A 17,323-nucleotide genomic window follows, 5' to 3' on the forward strand; every position below is an offset into this window, starting at 1 on the left:
GGTGAAACAGTCCTACCACCATAAGACACTACTTATTACTGGAGCGAATGGCTTTATTGGCGCGCAGTTAGCGATCGCCGCCTTTGCTCGCGGGTACCTCGTCAAGACGCTTTCTCGATCTACTCCGTCTATCCCTTCATGCATTCCCAACGAACATCGATACGCTGGAAATTTGCCTGGTAGCATTCCTCCGCAAGCTCTGGAAAACGTCAATAGTATTGCTCACTGTGCTGCATGGGTGAAGAGCGGATGGGAGATGGCGCAGGCAGTCAATGTCGACGGAACCTTGAAACTTGCTGAAATGGCGCTTCGACAGAAGGTGGAGACATTTATTTTCATTTCATCCCAATCAGCAAGGGCGGACGCCACATCGGACTATGGTAGATCAAAGTATTTAGCAGAACAAACTTTACTATCGAGGTTTTCAAATACAGGACTTAAGATCATCATTCTTCGTCCCGGCTTGGTGACAGGCCACGGCCATCAAGGCCTATACCGACGTTTATGCCGCATGGTGGATTCGTGGCCTTTCCTTCCTCTTCTACATAGTGCGAAAACGATCGTACAGGCTATTCATATCGATGATTTATGCAACGCCGTTTTGCGATGCGATCAAATTGCTCATCAGCTTAACGGGAGAATATTGAAGCTCGGACATCCGCATGGCGCGTTACTAGTCGAATTCTTACAGGAGCTCGCCTTAGCAAGGGGAGGACATAAGAAATTGGTCGTCACAGTGCCGATGTGGCCTATAGCAGCTTTGGTGTCCACGGCTGAGCATTTAGGTTTGTCTTTGCCCATTACGAGTGTGAATCTCAAAGGGCTTACTACAGTTGAAAGGATGGACACCGCGACTGATATGGCCCTTCTCGGCATACCGGTACGGTCATTAGATATTCTCGTTCGAGATCACATGGCCCATGACCCTGCTATCTTGCGGGACGCTGCTCTCATTAGCCGTTATTTGCTTCACATCACAGCTAGTCCTGAGCTTCAGTATCGCTATGCAAGCGCGATCCAGCGATTGAATATTAGGTTTGATCGAGATGAAGACCGCTTATGGCGAATCATCGAACGGTATCCCCGCACATTGCGAATGATCGACGGCGGGTTGGCATTTCTACAGCCGCAAGGTGGTATTAGACGAAAAATTTATACGATGCTGGCGATCTTGGAGGCCTCTCCCGAACACTGCGACCATTTCTTGCCAAAAACATGTACCCGGTTTCAAAGGATTAGGCTCTTCGGCATTGGTCTCCGTGCCGGTCTTACTACGCTACTGGGCCTCCTCTTTATTCAAATGGTGAAGGTAAAGTCGAAGTGATACACGATTATATTGTAGTTGGATCTGGTGCAACCGGCGCTCAGGCTGCGCAAACGCTTGTCGAGCATGGAGCCAAAGTTGCTATGTTGGATGTGGGACATCGAGATGAGAAATACAAAGATCTCATTCCGAACCAGGACTTTACCACCTTGCGCCAACAAGATACCAATCAGCACCGGTATTTTGTTGGAGATGAGCTCGAAGGGATACCATGGGGGAAGGTGAAGGTTGGTGCTCAACTGACACCTTCTCGCCAGTTTATGGTTCGAGACGTAGAACGACTGATTCCGTTGTTGTCGGGCTCCTTCACTCCAATGGAAAGCCTTGCCTATGGAGGCTTAGGGAATGGCTGGGGCCTCGGATGTTTTGTCTTTTCCGATCCGGAATTGGACCAGGCGGGTCTTGACCGCTTGGAGATGAAGGTAGCCTATGAGACTGTGAGTCGGCGGATCGGAATTTCAGGCGTGCGTGATGATGCGGCCGCCTATACTTTAGGAGATCTTAAGCATTACCAACCTCCCCTTCGTCTAGATCAAAACTGCCATACTCTTTACGAAACCTATCGACGTAAGCGCCTTTCCCTAAATCACAACGGTTTCTTCATGGGCCAACCGTGCATGGCAATACTTACTGAAGATTTGGGGGATCGGAAACAGACCTCTTATCATGATATGGATTTTTATGCGGATCACGGGCTCTCCGCCTATAGGCCTTGGATAACTACCAGTCAACTCTTAAAGCATTCTTCTTTTACATACCAACCAAATTGTCTCGTCCTCAAATTTGAAGAGCATGGAAACTATGTCAGCGTCTTCGTTCATCGAACCGATACCAATCAGAAAGACATCTTTCAGTGTAAAAAGTTGGTTCTCGCACCAGGCGTGCTTGGTACGGCTCGAATAGTACTGCGCTCATTTAGGGACGCGGGTCGCTTGCCCTTGATCTGTAATCACTACTGCTATGTGCCCTGCCTTCAACCGGCCATGCTCGGACAGCCCATTGAGCAGTTCAAGAGCAGCATGGCCCAACTCGTCTTGTATCATGACCAAGATCGCACTCATACTGATGTCGCTGTTGCATGTCTGTTTAGCTATCGTTCCTTATTGTTGTTCAGACTCCTCAAGGAGATGCCACTGAACTATGCTGACGGTCGAAGCATCATGCAATATCTACAATCGAGCTTTGTTATTGCGGGCATTCATCATCCAGATTCTGCGGGTTCGCACAAAACTTTAAGGTTAGTTGAAGATGATAATTCGATCACGGGAGATAGTTTACGAGCTGATTATTCCATGACGGGTGAAGAAACTGCAAAAACAGATCGACGGGAGCGCAAGTATCTTGCAGCGCTACGAAAATTACGGTGTTATCCCATAAAAAGAGTTTATCCAGGGTTTGGGGCCAGTATTCATTATGGCGGGACATTGCCTGTATCTCTTCAGGAAAAGGCCTTTACACTTGCTCCGGATGGGAAATTACATGGCACCAAAAGGGTCTTCGTTGCTGACGGGTCCAGCCTGAAATATTTGCCTGCGAAAGGGCTGACTTTTTCACTTATGGCAAATGCTCATCGCGTCGCGCAAAAGCTCGTTAGACATGAGCAAGAATGCCGTTGAGCGAGTCTTGTAGAGGAAGCGAATGTAGTGATGGGTACGGGCGCTGACCGCATGAAGCTGCTCAACCTTAGAGACTATGTATCCGATGAATTTGACTTTGGGGAGTTTCCTCATGGCGCTCTGATAGTCGATATTGGGTGTGGCACTGGAAAGCAATTGCAATTACTCGAACTCCGCGGGTGTGCTCCAATTGGGATAGAACTTGACAGGAATCATGTCAAGAGATGTGGTAAGGACGGCCTTAAGGTGATTCAGGGTGTTGCGGAGCAAATGCCGTTGAAACAAGCGAGTTGTGATGGCGTAATATGCAAGGTTGTTATCCCTTATACGAATGAAGCAATGTCTCTCCAAGAGATAGGCCGTGTTCTCAAACCGGGTGGGATTGGCAGAATTTGCTATCACGGTGCAGGTTACTACCTTCAGTATGTGCTGGGGGCTGTTCCTTGGAAATATCGAATTTATGGAGTTCGGGCTCTTGTCAATACGTGGCATTACGCTATGACGGGTAGACGGTTGCCTTCATTTCTCGGCGATACGCTATATCAGTCTAAGGGTCGATTAAATGAGTACTACTCGCGGTACGGTCTTGAGCTGTTTAGAGAGGAAAAGTCGCGTGAATTCCTAAGCTTCCCTGTTTTCATCTACCATTCAATTCGAAAGCTCAGAGGACGATAGACCAGAAAATCCAGGGTACGCATGAAAGAAGTATATACCGCTAAAGGAACGGCCAGGCCATTTATCCCCGAGTCGGAACGTACATGTCCTATAATACAATCTAGATCTATCTCACCTTACTCTATCCATTAACTGTTTGAGCTTACCCAAGAAGTTCTTGCCCGTATCTTTCTTAGTGGAAGTGGGTGAAGTCGTCGTAGAGGGAATACTGGTTGAAACGGCCGAACTCGTTGTCGTTGATGTAGAGCCCGTAGACAATAATGAAGATGGTGTCGGGTTTGTCGTCAATGTAGAGCCGGTTGACAGTGAGGAGGATGGTGGCGTCGTCGACGCCACTAAAGGCTCACTATTCGATGAGTTCTGTGCTGCATCAAATTCGGCCCAATCCACACCAATGTCTTTGCCATCGGACGCTGCGTTTTTGTAAGGCGAATTCGATGCCAAATGATAATTACTGTCAGACAGATTCACATATCCAATATTTGACGCGCTTCCAGGATAACTATTACCGTTTCCAATCGGCATAGGAATGGGATATGTCACTTGGTAACCGCCGGCTGTCGGCCATGGCCCAGCCATTACTGTGTTTGTCCAAATATATCCTGGAATGAGTGTATTCATATCGGGTGCTTGGTTCAAAACTATCGGCGTATGTCTCGCATGAAAGAGGTTGTCCTGTACGACAAAATTTGACAAGGGAAAGAGCGCTTTTTCATCGGAAAGCCCATAACTAAAACTAAAGATAGTGCCTCGAACTGTACTGCCTGCATAAGAAGCGACTGTATTATGCTTAATCTGAACATCGGATGGCCCCATGCCGATATTCGCGAAGTTGCCGGAAGTATAATTCGGATCGTAGTCTCCTCCTAGACCGACAAATAAGTTGTTTTGAAAAAGAAATCGTCCGCCTCGCTGTGTGGGCCCGCCTTGACTTAGTTCAATCGTCGGTCCCCCTCCAGAGAGAGCAATACCATTAGCGCAATTTATAAATTTATTATTGGTTACCCTGATGTCAGAAACAGTGGTCCAGGAGTCACTCCCAGTAGCACCGCCGCCGCGGGGAGTTAAAACCATCGCTTGACCCGTCTGTCCATCCGGCCAAACATTTTCAAAGATATTCCCATCAATCAAGACACGCTGAGCATTCTTTAGCTCGAACAAGTTCTTTGTTGACACAGGATTGGGCCCACTCCTATAAGCTGGATCATCTCGCCACTTCAATGGCTTATAAAAGTGATTGTGTCGAAACTCTATGTCGGAAGGCGTAAGCCCAGATATCAGAGGCGTGGCTCCTCCGATCATAATATTTTCGCCTGATGCTGACAGGAAATTGTTTCGAATGACTAGAGGGCCGGCACTATCCCAACTAACAACCGCCTTAGCTTCTCCGTCGCTTGACGTGATTTCTTCGATAGTTGAATCGATGATTCCCTGATGTTGTCCACCAAACACTATGCCGAACTTCAGTGTCCATGCCCCAGGCGCTGAAGGCCCATGCATATAGACTCGGTCGAACAAAATATGATGGCTCTGACTCGACAGAGTTGTCTGCTGAATCGAGTCGCAATTTACAAAATTCCCGATGCGCAAGGTATCTTTATTGCCCGGATTCATAAATTCGATGCCCATAATCCGATAATGATGAGAGGAGGCATCACAAGACATCGCGTAGTTGCCGACTGCTGACCGCACTATTTTGGGTAACACGTTTGCGTAACTTGGAGTTAGCCTTGTACCTGCTGAAGGTAGAGAAGAATCAGGCGCAGATGTCCGAATGATGATCCACCCATTGCCAGAGGTCTTATTCCTCAACAGAAATCCACGGTCATCCAGTGGCGTATATATGGCACCTGCTTGCAAGAGAATCGTTGTGCCGAGCTGTGCCTCGTCGATTGCTTGCTGGAGCTGGTCATTCGTGTAGTTGCAACCACTATTGCAGACGGTCTTTGTAATGCTCGTGGTCGGCATCGAGGTATCAACATACACTCGGGGCAGCTCAGGCGGAGTGGCCGCATAAGCAGAGATTGTCTGCAGCATCAATAGTCCTGAAAGGACTAGCTTCAACTTAAACATGGTGCACGCCTCCTTTTCTTTTCCTGCATGTCAATGGAACCATGCACTGCCATGTGGGGTGAGCAAGGGGTATGCCATTAGGTATCTCATATGTGCAAAATAGCTAAAGTATCGATATCTATATATTTATTAAAGTTTTTGAAAATTCGTATGCTCTGAGAGTTTCAGACAACTTTGAACAGACGTGCCGTTAATTATGGTACCACCTGCTAAGGTGTTGAAAAACATTAATCCGCAATAATCTGTATACTTATCGAGTCAGACGTATGACTATTTCGCAGGCGACGCTATTAAGACAAGTCTACAAAAGTAGTATCACCCACCACTCACGGATAATTGATCAATAGTCCTAGCTTGTCCATAGTACCTAAAGGAATTTGGTTGTTTAACTGCCGAAAAGGAGTTGTTTTTGAAAGCACTCTCTTTCTATAGGACTGCCAGGATTTTTCAGCAGCTTAAGATTCCTATCTTCCCTTTGCTATTGGAAAAGCTAACCATCTTGGTATTTCGGTGCGTTGTGCCAAGACATTGCGAAATCGGAGAGGGCACAGAGCTTGGCTATGGAGGAATTGCTGTCGTAATTCATGAGCGCGCTAAAATCGGCCGTCATGTGATGATTAGCCCATGCGTGACGATTGGTGGACGTTCTGGCATGTTCGGCGTGCCGGTTATTGAGGATGATGTATTTATCGGTGCGGGCGCTAAGATTTTGGGGGATGTGCGAATTGGTCGACGCGCAACGATTGGCGCTAACGCTGTTGTATTACATTCTGTTCCTGCAGGGGCAGTTGTCGCCGGAGTCCCAGCCCGCGTGATCCGTATTGAAAATGAGCCGGTAACGAGCATTGGCCGACTCAAAGAAAGCCTGTGACAGGCACAGCATGCTAAGCGGGTCTTTGAGCTTTGCCTTACGGGCTCTGAAACAGGAAATCTTTGGTTTCAGGTTGGATTATCCAGTTGAGGTCATCGAAAAGGCTGGACCTTCCGATTGCCTCCACTATTATCTGTGGAACCCATCACTTTTTCTGGATAATTTAGACTTCGATCAAAAGGAAGTTCCCAGAAAGCGCTACCGTGCACAAGGCGCTCAATATAATCCCTTGTTTATTGCTTGGTGGGGACTCTCGAATTTGCAGCAGTATTTGAAAAACCATGACAAGGACTATCTTAAGAAATTTCTGATCCAAGTCGCGTGGCTCAAGGCCAATGCGGTGCACCGAGTAGACGGTGCTGTAGTCTGGCCTTGTTACTTTGACTGGCAGGAAGGTTTCTGCAAGCTGGACTCTCCTTGGATATCTGCCATGTATCAGGGTGTGGTCATTAGCACTTTGGTACGGGGCTATCGAATTAATGGCGATCGGGAACTACTCGATCTCTGCAAGAGAGCCGTTATTGTCTTCTCGCAAGACATTGAGAAAGGCGGGGTGAGAACTTTCGAAGGCGGCAGAGCGCTCTACGAAGAGTATCCGGCGTATCCACTGCCCAGAGTACTTGATGGTTTTCTCTTCAGTTTACTGGGACTCTACGATCTCGCAATTGAGACTGGTTCCGCTGATATCCGTCGCTTATTCGAGGACGGCATCGATGGTTTGAAAGGGACACTCGAATTTTGGAACTACCGAAATAAATGGAGCTGGTACGGATCACATGGCTACCTTTGCCCCCCGCACTATCACAAGCTTAACGGGATACTTCTCTTAATCCTTGGCCGCTTAACAGGGGATACCACCGTCGAACATTTTGCGACTCTATGGGACACCAAACAACGCACCTTCATCGATAAAGTTGAAATCTTCTTAATGTTTGCATTTACAAAAAATCGAGCCCGGCTGGGCCTTCCAAGGAACTAAAGCATGTGCGGGATAGCGGGCATATTAGACCTCGATGGGCATGTCTCGACTGATTCATCCCACATCAAGCGGATGGCTGATGCAATGGTCCACCGTGGACCGGATGATGAAGGGTTTTTCGTCTCAGGTCCTGTCCATTTGGCACACCGACGACTCAGCATCATTGATCTGAATACTGGGCAGCAGCCGATGTTCAACGAAGACAACTCAATTGTGGTTGTCTTCAATGGCGAGATTTATAACCACCGTCAACTTCGAAATGTCCTTGAAGCCAAAGGACATATCTTCCGCACTCACTCGGATACTGAATGTATCCTGCATGCCTATGAACAGTTCGGGAACAATTTTGAGTCGCACCTCACCGGCATGTTTGCTTTTGCTCTTTGGGATATTAGACGTCGTCGGCTGGTCCTTTCCCGAGATCGACTTGGCATTAAACCGCTCTATTATACGGTTCATCACGGCCAACTCATTTTTGCATCAGAGATCAAGGCAATTCTGACCATTAAGGAAATAGAACGACGAGTCGATCATGACGGGTTGGATGCTTATTTGAGCCTTCGCTATGTTCCAGGGCCGAGGACCATGTTCAAGGACATCTATAAACTGGAGCCTGCCCATACGATGATTGCGCAAGAGGGGACGATTACTACTCGCGCGTACTGGGAACTCACCTTTGAGGAGAATCATCGCGACGAGCGACAAGCTGCTCAGGAGCTTGAGGCGCTCGTGTCCGAGGTCTGTCATGATCATCTCATGAGCGAGGTTCCGTACGGGGTATTTTTGAGCGGAGGAGTCGATTCCAGTGCTGTCGTGGCCGTCCTCCAGAAGACTTTGTCGGACAAGCTTAGGACGTTCACGGTGGGCTATGAACATGCCGAAGGAATCAACGAATTTGATTATGCAGAAAGTGTGAGCCGGCATATTGGCACAGTACATCACAAGCTGACTCTACAGGCGCAGGATTTTGCCAATTGGATTCCGAAACTGGTTTGGCATTTGGATGAGCCCGTGGGCGATGCGGCCTGTATCCCACTTTATTTCCTGGCCAAGTATGCAAAAGAGCGTGCGACAGTGTTGCAATCCGGTGAAGGCGCAGACGAAATTTTTGCTGGGTACTCCATTTACAAAAAGATGGAGTTCATGAACCGCCTGCAAACAGGCATCTTGTCGCCGCTACTCAGAGCGGGGTCTCAAACCGTGGCCCCGCGCGCGGGCGGTGGGAAGCTAGCCCGATACCTTCGCCTCTTTGGAAAGCCGCTCGAACAACGCTATCACGGGGTGTCTGGACATTTCATGGAAGGCATCAGAGAGAAGCTGATAAAGCCAGGGATTTTCAGGGCCGACAACAAGGAAACCTTTGCCGAAAAGACCTTTTCACAGTACTATGATCGCGTTTCTACCGATCATGATCTCAATCGCATGCTCTTTATCGATACGAAGACCTGGCTTCCGGACGATCTGTTAGTGAAGGCCGATAAAATGACTATGGCCGCCTCCGTTGAACTCCGCGTGCCGTTTCTGGATCATCGTCTTGTGGAATTTGCCGCTCGGCTGCCAATTTCACTAAAGATTCAAAAGGGCGAAAGCAAGTATTTGTTGAAAAAGATCATGGAGCCGTATTTGCCGCGCGACGTTATTTACAGGACAAAGGCCGGATTCCCTGTTCCTGTCTCCGAGTGGTTCAAGAATGGGCTCAAAGATTTGGCGACTGGCATGCTGCTAAATCCAAAAAGCGCTGTCAGTAACTATCTTGACGCGGGCGTTATTCGTGGCCTGTTGCAGGAGCACAAGTCTGGGGCTGGAGATTACGCGAACGAACTCTGGGGTTTATTAATTTTAGAATCATGGTTTCATGAATTTCGCGTACAGGTATAGTGAGGTTATAGACCTTGCACTGTCTAATCCCAGAAATAAAGCCTAAAAGCAGCGAAGTTATCATTCCTGATCAGGGCAAGCGGCTCAAAGATTGGCGCCACAAATCATTTTTAGTTGCGGTTGCTTTTATCATATCTTTTTGTCTGGGTGAAGGAATTGTGCGGTGGTGGGATATTATCGATCCCCCTGCATTTGAAGCTAATCCATACTATGGATATCTGATGCGACCAAACCAATCGGTGTCACCTCGTGGGTACCGGTTTCAGATTAATAATGTCGGTTTTCGCGGTCAGAAATTCGCCGTGCCTAAGCCCGAATCTACATTTCGTACTGCCTTTTTAGGGGATTCCATCACCTATGGAGGAGGAGAAGTTTCAGATCACGCTTTATTTGTGAACCGTTTTGTGCAGTTGCTCCAAAACGAAGAAGGACTCAAGGCAGAATCCGTTAATTTATCCGCGCCGGGATGGGGAATTCAAAATATGGTGGCCTATATAGGCGAAAACGGACTGTATCAGAGCGACTGTCTGGTATGGGTAATCTCCTCGGCTGATTTTCGGCGACCTAAGATGTCATTGGAAGAGAATGGATTTTGGGAAAACAAGCCATCCAGTCGTCTTATCTATGGAGGTTCAGTAATATTGCGACGTGCCTACTCTGTTGTACTAAAAAGGATGAGTCAATCAAAGACAGCGGAAGCTCGATCAACATCGGAAACTCTGGAGAAGAATCTTGAATTGGTGAAAACGACATTGGCTGGATTGAAAGAGAGCGGAATCGTAAGCTTCGTCGTGGTTGTACCAGATTCGAATGGCTATGATGGATATGATGGATGCCGTGAAGATTTTCAGAAGTACAAATCGATAGTTGATGGATTATCAATTCCTTTCTTGGACCTCAATCCGATCCTTCAGCAGCACAAAACTGAACACCTCTTCTTTGATGGTGTCCACTTAACCTCTCGGGGACATGAGCTGGCAGCCGAAGCCATTGTTTCTTTTTTTCGTGCTAATGGTCCGAGGCACAACCGAGGCATTTCATAGTAATGAACGGAAAGTACCAGGTATAGTCATGATGTCTGGCCAGAACATTGTATGTTTTGCGAACGACTGGGATGCCGATCCTACCAGCAAGCATCAGGTCATGAAAATTCTTGCGCGGTCCAACCGCGTGCTGTGGGTCAATTCGATCGGCCTTCGCCGTCCAGGAGCCACGGCCCATGATGCGTCTCGGATTGTAGCCAAGGTCAAAAAGTTTTGCAGTGGCCCGGTATCGGTGACCCCAAACCTACACGTGCTCACTCCGCTTGCCATTCCATTTCACGAGGTGCCGGGCATTCCGACTGCCAACGCATGGTTGCTGAGTCGATATATTCGGCATCACGCGCGACGATTGGGGATGGATCGGTTTCATATGTGGACGTTCATGCCGACGACGGCTCCACTCGTTCCTTACTTAAAACCGGACAAGCTCATTTATTATTGTGTCGACGAGTGGTCCGCATTTAGCTTTCTGAACAGTCAACTCATGGAGCAGATGGAGCACAGTTTGATTCGGCAAAGTGATGTTGTCATCGCGTCGGCGGAAAAGCTCTATGCGACTAAGCGCCACTTGAATGCCGAGACGCACTTGGTCTCACACGGCGTCGACAGTGAACATTTTGCCAAAGTGCAAGCGGCGTCGACTGAAGTCGCAGCCGAGTTGCGCAGTCTTAATCGGCCAGTCATCGGGTTCTGGGGATTGATCGGGGAGTGGATTGATTTGGATCTCATCCGATATGTGGCCGAACGTCATATAGATTGGTCTATTGCTCTCATCGGTAAAGCGGACGTTTCTTGCGCAATCTTGCAGGGCTTGCCGAATGTTCACTTGATTGGCTCGCGATCGTACGATTCGCTGCCGGGGTTCGCCAAAGGATTCACGGCGGCCATTCTTCCCTTTAAAGTGAACCGGTTAACTGAAAATGTGAACCCTATCAAGCTCAGAGAATATCTGGCTGCGGGACTTCCTGTTGCATCGACTGCACTACCTGAAGTGAAACAGTATGATGGCGTGGTAGGGATTGGTCACACACGTGATGAGTTTGTCGCCCAGTTAGAGGCGGCAGTGCTGGATACGAGTCCTTCCGCGGTGCGCAAGCGCATGGCCGCCGTCAGCCATGAAAGCTGGGACGCTCGAGTTGAGCATATTAGCCGGCTTATCGAGCAGAGTCGACCGAAGTCTGGATGCTGAAAAGGGCTTCCCACTTCGTTCTCAGTTGCGCATCTCCCTGCGACGTACCTCTGAGGGTACGCCTCAGTCACCGCACTCCCTGCGGCTTCCCCTGGGAAAGGGCGCGTCCTTCTGGAAAAGCGCCTGTCTTGGCTGGCGCGGGGTCGGTGGGTGAGACAACGCCTGGGGTGGGCGGGTGTGACAGAGATCCTTTTGAATATCCTGTGACGGACAGTATTATTATCCACTTGGCTAATAGACAACGGAGTGTGTTTCGCTAACAATGGACACATTGTATGGATAGAACTCTATCTAAAGAATTCCCGCAGTCTCAAGCCGGCAGTTTGCCTGGTGAGATAGCTCCCGGAGAGGCACTCTCCACCGGCGGTTCAAGGAACTGGCAAGCCATGCTGGTTGTCGGTGCTCTCGTCGCCCTGTTAGCCGGCCTTTATCATGAAGTCCTAGTCAAATTGGGGATCCAGTGGAATGACGATCCCGATTATTCACATGGATTTCTGGTGCCGGTGCTCGTTGGCTATTTCGTGTGGGAGCGGTGGGACCGACTCAAGGTCATTCGCATTTCGCCCAGCCTGTGGGGTATCGCCCTGTTGGCCAGTGGCTTATTGATGCTGGTCATCGGATCAATTGGGGCGGAACTCTATCTCCAGCGATCGTCGCTCATCGTAGTCATAGCGGGTTTAGTCCTGCTGATTATGGGACGGGACGCGCTGAAGACCTTCATGTTCCCCATTGCCTTTATGTTGTTCATGGTTCCGTTGCCGGCTATCGTGGTCAATGCCGTTGCATTTCCGTTGCAACTATTTGCCGCAAGAACGGCTGAATTTTGCTTGTTCAATTTCGGAATTCCTGTCTTACGAGAAGGGAACGTGATTGTGCTGGCGGGTACCACACTCGAAGTGGCAGAAGCCTGTAGCGGAATTCGATCCCTGCAAGCACTCTTGGCGTTGGGCACAGTGTACGCGTACTTCTCTCAGCGATCGACATGGAAGCGTTGGACCCTGGTGCTGCTTTCAGTTCCTATCGCCATCGCAGCGAATGCTTTTCGCGTTAGCGGTACGGGAGTCTTGGCAAACTATTGGGGGTCGCAGGCTGCTGAGGGGTTTTATCATACGTTTTCAGGCTGGCTTATCTTTGTGGTCGCCTTTTTACTGTTGCTTGCTTGTGGTGGTTTGTTGTCGAAGATGGGCCACGGTCATAGAACTGCCGCGCAAGGGAGACATACCTGATATGAAACGATGGCCCGTCGTGGTCGCGATGACCATGTTATTGATGACATGGGGTTCCATCCAACTGTTGTCTCACGGTGAACCTACCCTCAATAAGAAACCGTTTTCTGAATTTCCTCTTGCCATCGCCGACAAATGGCACGGGAAAGAGCTTGGGATGGATCAAACCGTGCTCGACATCTTAAGACTGAGCGATTATATGATGCGCGTCTATGTTCCATCTCAAGAAGCGCAAGTGCGGGGGACGCCCCTCTGGCTCTACGTCGGCTACTACCAGAGTCAGAGAACAGGGTCCACGTACCATTCTCCCAAGAATTGTTTGCCAGGATCGGGTTGGCAATTTGTGGAGACTGATCAGGTTGCCGTGCCGATATCGGAAGGCACATCCATCCAGATCAATAAGGTGCTGATCCAAAAGGGCTTAGACAAGCAAATGATCCTCTACTGGTATCAGGATCGGGGTCGAGTCATTGCCAGTGAGTATTGGGCCAAGGGTTATATGATTTGGGACGCCATGACGCAAAATCGGACCGATGGATCACTCGTGCGCATTTCGGTCCCGGTCACGACCACCACGGAAGAAGCGTACCAATACGGCTTGAGCTTTCTACGGGATATGTGGCCTTTGCTTCTTGACTACATGCCCGCCGGAGAGAGAGTAACCTGACAGTGGGCGCGATTCTCTCCCCTGTATCTGCCTTCGTCGTTAGCGGTCTGACCTTTTCCCTTGCCTGTCTTCTCATCGTTAAGAAAGATCGAGCCAACTCGTTAAATCGCGCCATCGTCTTTGTCCTGCTCGTTGGAAGCGTCATGCAGGCTGCCAATGGCATGGCTTTGGTGGACTCTACTGATGTACCACTTTGGCGTGGTCTCACACTGCTGTGTGAACTTCTTTTTCCGGCAGCCTTGCTCTATATCGGGTTGGCACTGATGCGAGTCGCAAGCTTGCAGGGTGAAGCGGGTGCTCGTTGGCGCGCACATGCCGTCCTGGTGATTGGTGTGGGACTTAGTCTTCTTGCGTGGTCTGAGCTGACTTTCCAGACCAAGGGCGGACTCATTACTTTAGGAGGACTGGGCCGGGTCGACTATATCTTTATTGTCTTTACGCTGGCATTGGGATTAGCGCAGCTTGAGCAAATTCTACGAAGAGCACGCGACCCTATCCGCTACCAGTTGAAATTTATTGTCATTGGCCTTGGCGCATTTGGTGGTTACAGGGTGTACGAGTCGAGCCGGCTGTTGCTGTTCCCGATCTGGCAGCCTAACGATGCGCTCGTTGACAGCCTCGTAACATTAATTTCTATCGTTCTGGTGATCTACGGATTACGACGGGTGCACGTTCAGGAAATTAAATCAAAAGTGTACGTGGCTCCCCAAGTGCTGTACGGATCAGTCACGTTCCTCGTCATCGGGATATATCTGTTTGCCGTTGGCGTGGTGGGAGAGTTGTTACGCTATACCGACCAGTCACTAGGATCGGCGCTCAGTACATTGGTGATCTTCTTGGCCGTTGTCGGCCTCGTCGTTGTCCTCTCGTCGCGGACCGTTCGAAGTTCGCTGAAACGGACGATTAGCCGCTATTTTTACCGGGTGAAATACGACTATCGTTCTAAATGGCTTGAACTGACCGAAGCATTCCGATCCTGTGCGTCCGTGGATGCCATCCTCGACCGTTTCCTGGATGTCTTGAGTGCCACTTTCGGTGCAGGCCGTATCTCAATCTGGATGCGCTTTGAAGCAGATGGCCGATTTCACCAGGTACGGACTATCAATACTGAATTGGCTCCGCCACCAATGGCTCTCACTCATCCCCTCATACACAAACTCCTTAATACGGAGGATCCCTTAGGCGCTGAAGAATTGAGGTCAGTCAGAGGCGCCGGCACGGACGATAATTTTTGGGAAATGACGAGGGCTGTGCTGTGCGCACCTCTGCGATCGGACAATCGTTTGGTGGGATTTGTCACGCTCAGTCAGGAACGGGGAGCAGCCTACGGCACAGAAGATGCCGATTTGCTTCGCGCCATTGCTCATCACGTCGCCATGCTTGTGTCCCTTGCAGAACTGGCGGAGCAACGGCGGGCCGCCTCAGAACTGGAAGCACTCCATCGATTCTCGGCTTTTTGTCTGCACGACATCAAGAATCTCGCAGCCCGGTTATCACTCGTCATGCAAAATGCAGAAGAGTATGGGCAGGACCCTGCATTCCAGCAATCCGCGATGCGCACGGTTTCCACCACCGTGCAAAAGATGATGGCACTGATTGCCAAACTTTCTCCCGGCGTCGGGTCCATTCATGCCACCGAAGAAGGCGATTGGGAAGTGAGTGAGTTGCAAGCAGTGTTGTCAGAGACCGTGGATTCACTTAACGGAGGATTGCGCGTACCGATCCGAAGGATTGACTCGCACCTTCCCCCCGTGCGGATGAAGCGAGATCAAATTCAACAAGTCTTGCTCAATGTCATTTTGAATGCCCAGCAAGCATGCGGCGAAAAAGGCGCGATCGAAATAAAAACGGTCTGCGGCGAACGTGCCGCTGTCATCACAATTTCCGATAATGGTCCCGGGATCTCGCCATCCGTTCTGAGAACGTTGTTTCACCCGTTTCAGACGACTAAGAAGGAAGGACTTGGCGTCGGACTCTATGAGTGCAAACGCATCGTCGAGTCCCACCAAGGCACGATGTGTATCGAAAGCCAAGTTGGTCAGGGTACGTTGGTTCGTATTACCCTGCCTTTTGCTTCTAAGGTCGATGCGTTGTCTCACATCAGTCATACTAGGAGCCAAGCTGAAGCATGATGGAAACCCTTGAACATCGGCGGCCTACGGTTCTCATCGTCGATGATGATGCGGAGATTCGAGAACAACTCAAATGGGCACTGGCCAAGGAATATTCGGTGGTGGAAGCCGAAGACAGGTCAACGGCTGTATCGCTGGCGCGCACGGAGTCTCCAGCGCTGGTTACCCTTGATCTTGGGTTGCCGGGTGATGTCGATGGGGCGACGGAAGGACTGGCTGCCTTGGAAGAAATTCTCGCCTTGAACCGCCTGACGAAAGTGGTCGTGATGACCGGAAACAGTGACCGGACCAATGCGGTGAAGGCCGTGCAACTTGGTGCGTACGATTATATCCACAAGCCTGTCCAGTTGGAGGTGCTCAAGGTCATTCTTCAGCGAGCAACCTATCTGTACGAGCTCGACCGCGAGAACCAGGTCCTTCAGCATGAAGAGCGTCATGAAGGCTTTGGCGATATGCTCGGGGCCAGTCCGCCCATGCAAAGAATTTTCACGATCGTTCGACGGGCCGCACCGTCCGAAGTACCCGTGCTCATCACGGGCGAGAGTGGAACTGGCAAAGGTCTGGTGGCCCGCGCGATCCACCGCTACAGTGGCCGGCAAGCGGGCCCATTTGTATCAATTAACTGCGGGGCCATCCCCGAGAATCTTTTAGAGAGTGAACTATTCGGTCATGAGAAAGGCTCATTTACGGGCGCGCATATGCAGCGAAAGGGGCGAATCGAGTCTGCGGATGGCGGCGTCCTATTTTTGGATGAGATCGGAGAACTTCCTCTTACGCTTCAAGTCAAACTCTTGCACGTGCTTCAGGAACAGCGAATCGTCAGGGTCGGAGGACGAGAAGAAATTGCCGTCAATGCGCGAGTCATTGCTGCCACGAATCGCGATTTAAGTCAGGCGATCCAAGCCGGTGCATTTCGCGAGGATCTGTTTTATCGTTTACAAGTCGTCACAATTGTCGTCCCCCCGCTTCGCGATCGAGGTGAGGATATCGTCTTGCTTGCAAACTCTATCTTGCGGCAATACGGGAATGAATTAAAGAAAAAGATTGCCGGCTTCACGCCTCAGGCCATCAAAGCTATTGAAGGGCATGATTGGCCTGGCAATGTCCGGGAGCTGGAGAATCGAATCAAGCGTGCCGTGGTAATGACCGAAGGAAACCGAATCACTCCCGAAGACCTTGAAATCTCTAGTGTGGGAACAAAAGGTGGTGGTCAAAGCCTCAGAGATGCCCGTGAATCAATCGAAAAAGAATTTATTCAGCGAACGCTTGCTAAACACCGCGGAAACATCAGTAAAGCAGCCACGGAACTTGGCATCAGCCGACCCACTCTCCACGGCCTTCTTACTAAGTATTCCATAGACCGTTGATATGCAGGGCATTGCCTCTCTCAATTGCTAACCACGTCCAGGTGATCATTCCACTCAAAAGGAAAACTTTCTGCACTCAATCTGGGCGATCTCACAAATGTGTCCACGATTGGTCCGGTCACCACGTCGCTCGACTTAACAGCAGCGGTACACACGCTCGCCGCACGCTAAACGGAAACTCGCCAGCTAATTTGTGCAACGAACACGGTTGCGAGTGAGTCTTATAGCTTTTTCGCCAGCATCTCCTAGAGCATGACCTTATCTAAGGTCAGATTGGCCACCA

13 protein-coding genes are annotated in these 17,323 nt (G+C 49.8%); 12 read left to right on the plus strand and 1 reads right to left on the minus strand.

Going from position 1 to position 17,323, the window contains the following annotated elements:
* Position 1: 1 nt before the first annotated feature.
* From ACWHYZ_RS04950 to ACWHYZ_RS04960, 3 genes are read left to right on the plus strand one after another with little or no spacing between them, the layout of a single operon-like run.
* Complete coding sequence (locus ACWHYZ_RS04950) at positions 2-1,324, plus strand: NAD-dependent epimerase/dehydratase family protein (protein ID WP_447986178.1); 1,323 nt, start codon at positions 2-4, stop codon at positions 1,322-1,324.
* Positions 1,321-2,940 (plus strand): hypothetical protein, encoded by a 1,620-nt coding sequence (locus ACWHYZ_RS04955; RefSeq protein ID WP_447986179.1) that lies wholly within the window; start codon positions 1,321-1,323, stop codon positions 2,938-2,940. Before ACWHYZ_RS04950 ends, ACWHYZ_RS04955 begins: the two co-directional genes overlap by 4 nt.
* A 30-nt stretch (positions 2,941-2,970) precedes the next feature.
* Entirely contained in the window at positions 2,971-3,615 is a 645-nt protein-coding gene (locus tag ACWHYZ_RS04960) for a class I SAM-dependent methyltransferase (RefSeq protein WP_447986180.1), read from the plus strand.
* Positions 3,616-3,726: 111 nt separating this feature from the next.
* Here the strand turns inward: ACWHYZ_RS04960 and ACWHYZ_RS04965 are convergent, their stop codons facing one another.
* A complete protein-coding gene (locus ACWHYZ_RS04965; RefSeq protein ID WP_447986181.1) occupies positions 3,727-5,688 on the minus strand; it encodes a hypothetical protein in 1,962 nt (653 codons plus the stop codon).
* A 409-nt stretch (positions 5,689-6,097) separates the two neighbouring features.
* Here ACWHYZ_RS04965 and ACWHYZ_RS04970 point away from each other — a divergent pair, with 409 nt between their 5' ends.
* The 9 genes from ACWHYZ_RS04970 to prsR all read left to right on the plus strand — a co-directional run bounded on the left by ACWHYZ_RS04970 (position 6,098) and on the right by prsR (position 17,040).
* Positions 6,098-6,559, plus strand: coding sequence for a serine O-acetyltransferase (locus tag ACWHYZ_RS04970; protein WP_447986182.1), 462 nt, complete (start codon positions 6,098-6,100; stop codon positions 6,557-6,559).
* 25 nt (positions 6,560-6,584) lie between these two features.
* The gene (locus ACWHYZ_RS04975; protein ID WP_447986183.1) at positions 6,585-7,538 is read left to right on the plus strand and encodes a D-glucuronyl C5-epimerase family protein; all 954 of its coding nucleotides are present in this window, start codon (positions 6,585-6,587) and stop codon (positions 7,536-7,538) included.
* A gap of 3 nt (positions 7,539-7,541) precedes the next feature.
* The gene (gene asnB, locus ACWHYZ_RS04980; RefSeq protein WP_447986184.1) at positions 7,542-9,416 is read left to right on the plus strand and encodes an asparagine synthase (glutamine-hydrolyzing); all 1,875 of its coding nucleotides are present in this window, start codon (positions 7,542-7,544) and stop codon (positions 9,414-9,416) included.
* Positions 9,417-9,430: 14 nt separating this feature from the next.
* Positions 9,431-10,459, plus strand: a complete 1,029-nt coding sequence (locus tag ACWHYZ_RS04985) for an SGNH/GDSL hydrolase family protein (protein WP_447986185.1) — start codon at positions 9,431-9,433, stop codon at positions 10,457-10,459.
* A 100-nt stretch (positions 10,460-10,559) separates the two neighbouring features.
* Positions 10,560-11,648 carry a glycosyltransferase family 1 protein gene (locus ACWHYZ_RS04990; protein WP_447986186.1) on the plus strand — a complete coding sequence of 363 codons (1,089 nt, stop codon included), beginning with the start codon at positions 10,560-10,562 and terminating at the stop codon, positions 11,646-11,648.
* Positions 11,649-11,923: 275 nt separating this feature from the next.
* Positions 11,924-12,874, plus strand: coding sequence for an exosortase A (xrtA, locus tag ACWHYZ_RS04995; RefSeq protein WP_447986187.1), 951 nt, complete (start codon positions 11,924-11,926; stop codon positions 12,872-12,874).
* 1 nt (position 12,875) lies between these two features.
* Positions 12,876-13,541 (plus strand): exosortase C-terminal domain/associated protein EpsI, encoded by a 666-nt coding sequence (locus ACWHYZ_RS05000; RefSeq protein ID WP_447986188.1) that lies wholly within the window; start codon positions 12,876-12,878, stop codon positions 13,539-13,541.
* A 2-nt stretch (positions 13,542-13,543) separates the two neighbouring features.
* Complete coding sequence (gene prsK, locus ACWHYZ_RS05005; RefSeq protein ID WP_447986189.1) at positions 13,544-15,673, plus strand: XrtA/PEP-CTERM system histidine kinase PrsK; 2,130 nt, start codon at positions 13,544-13,546, stop codon at positions 15,671-15,673.
* Positions 15,670-17,040 carry a PEP-CTERM-box response regulator transcription factor gene (gene prsR / locus ACWHYZ_RS05010; RefSeq protein WP_447986190.1) on the plus strand — a complete coding sequence of 457 codons (1,371 nt, stop codon included), beginning with the start codon at positions 15,670-15,672 and terminating at the stop codon, positions 17,038-17,040. Before prsK ends, prsR begins: the two co-directional genes overlap by 4 nt.
* The last annotated feature ends 283 nt before the right edge of the window (positions 17,041-17,323 follow it).

This window comes from Nitrospira sp. Nam74, from assembly GCF_965152615.1.

What these genes read in the sequence shown, in the direction of transcription:
- ACWHYZ_RS04960 (WP_447986180.1), top strand. Translation starts at nt 2,971, where the DNA reads ATGGGTACGGGCGCTGACCGCATGAAGCTGCTCAACCTTAGAGACTAT.
- ACWHYZ_RS04965 (WP_447986181.1), bottom strand. Translation starts at nt 5,688, where the DNA reads ATGTTTAAGTTGAAGCTAGTCCTTTCAGGACTATTGATGCTGCAGACA.
- asnB (WP_447986184.1), top strand. Translation starts at nt 7,542, where the DNA reads ATGTGCGGGATAGCGGGCATATTAGACCTCGATGGGCATGTCTCGACT.
- ACWHYZ_RS04990 (WP_447986186.1), top strand. Translation starts at nt 10,560, where the DNA reads ATGAAAATTCTTGCGCGGTCCAACCGCGTGCTGTGGGTCAATTCGATC.
- xrtA (WP_447986187.1), top strand. Translation starts at nt 11,924, where the DNA reads ATGGATAGAACTCTATCTAAAGAATTCCCGCAGTCTCAAGCCGGCAGT.
- ACWHYZ_RS05000 (WP_447986188.1), top strand. Translation starts at nt 12,876, where the DNA reads ATGAAACGATGGCCCGTCGTGGTCGCGATGACCATGTTATTGATGACA.
- prsR (WP_447986190.1), top strand. Translation starts at nt 15,670, where the DNA reads ATGATGGAAACCCTTGAACATCGGCGGCCTACGGTTCTCATCGTCGAT.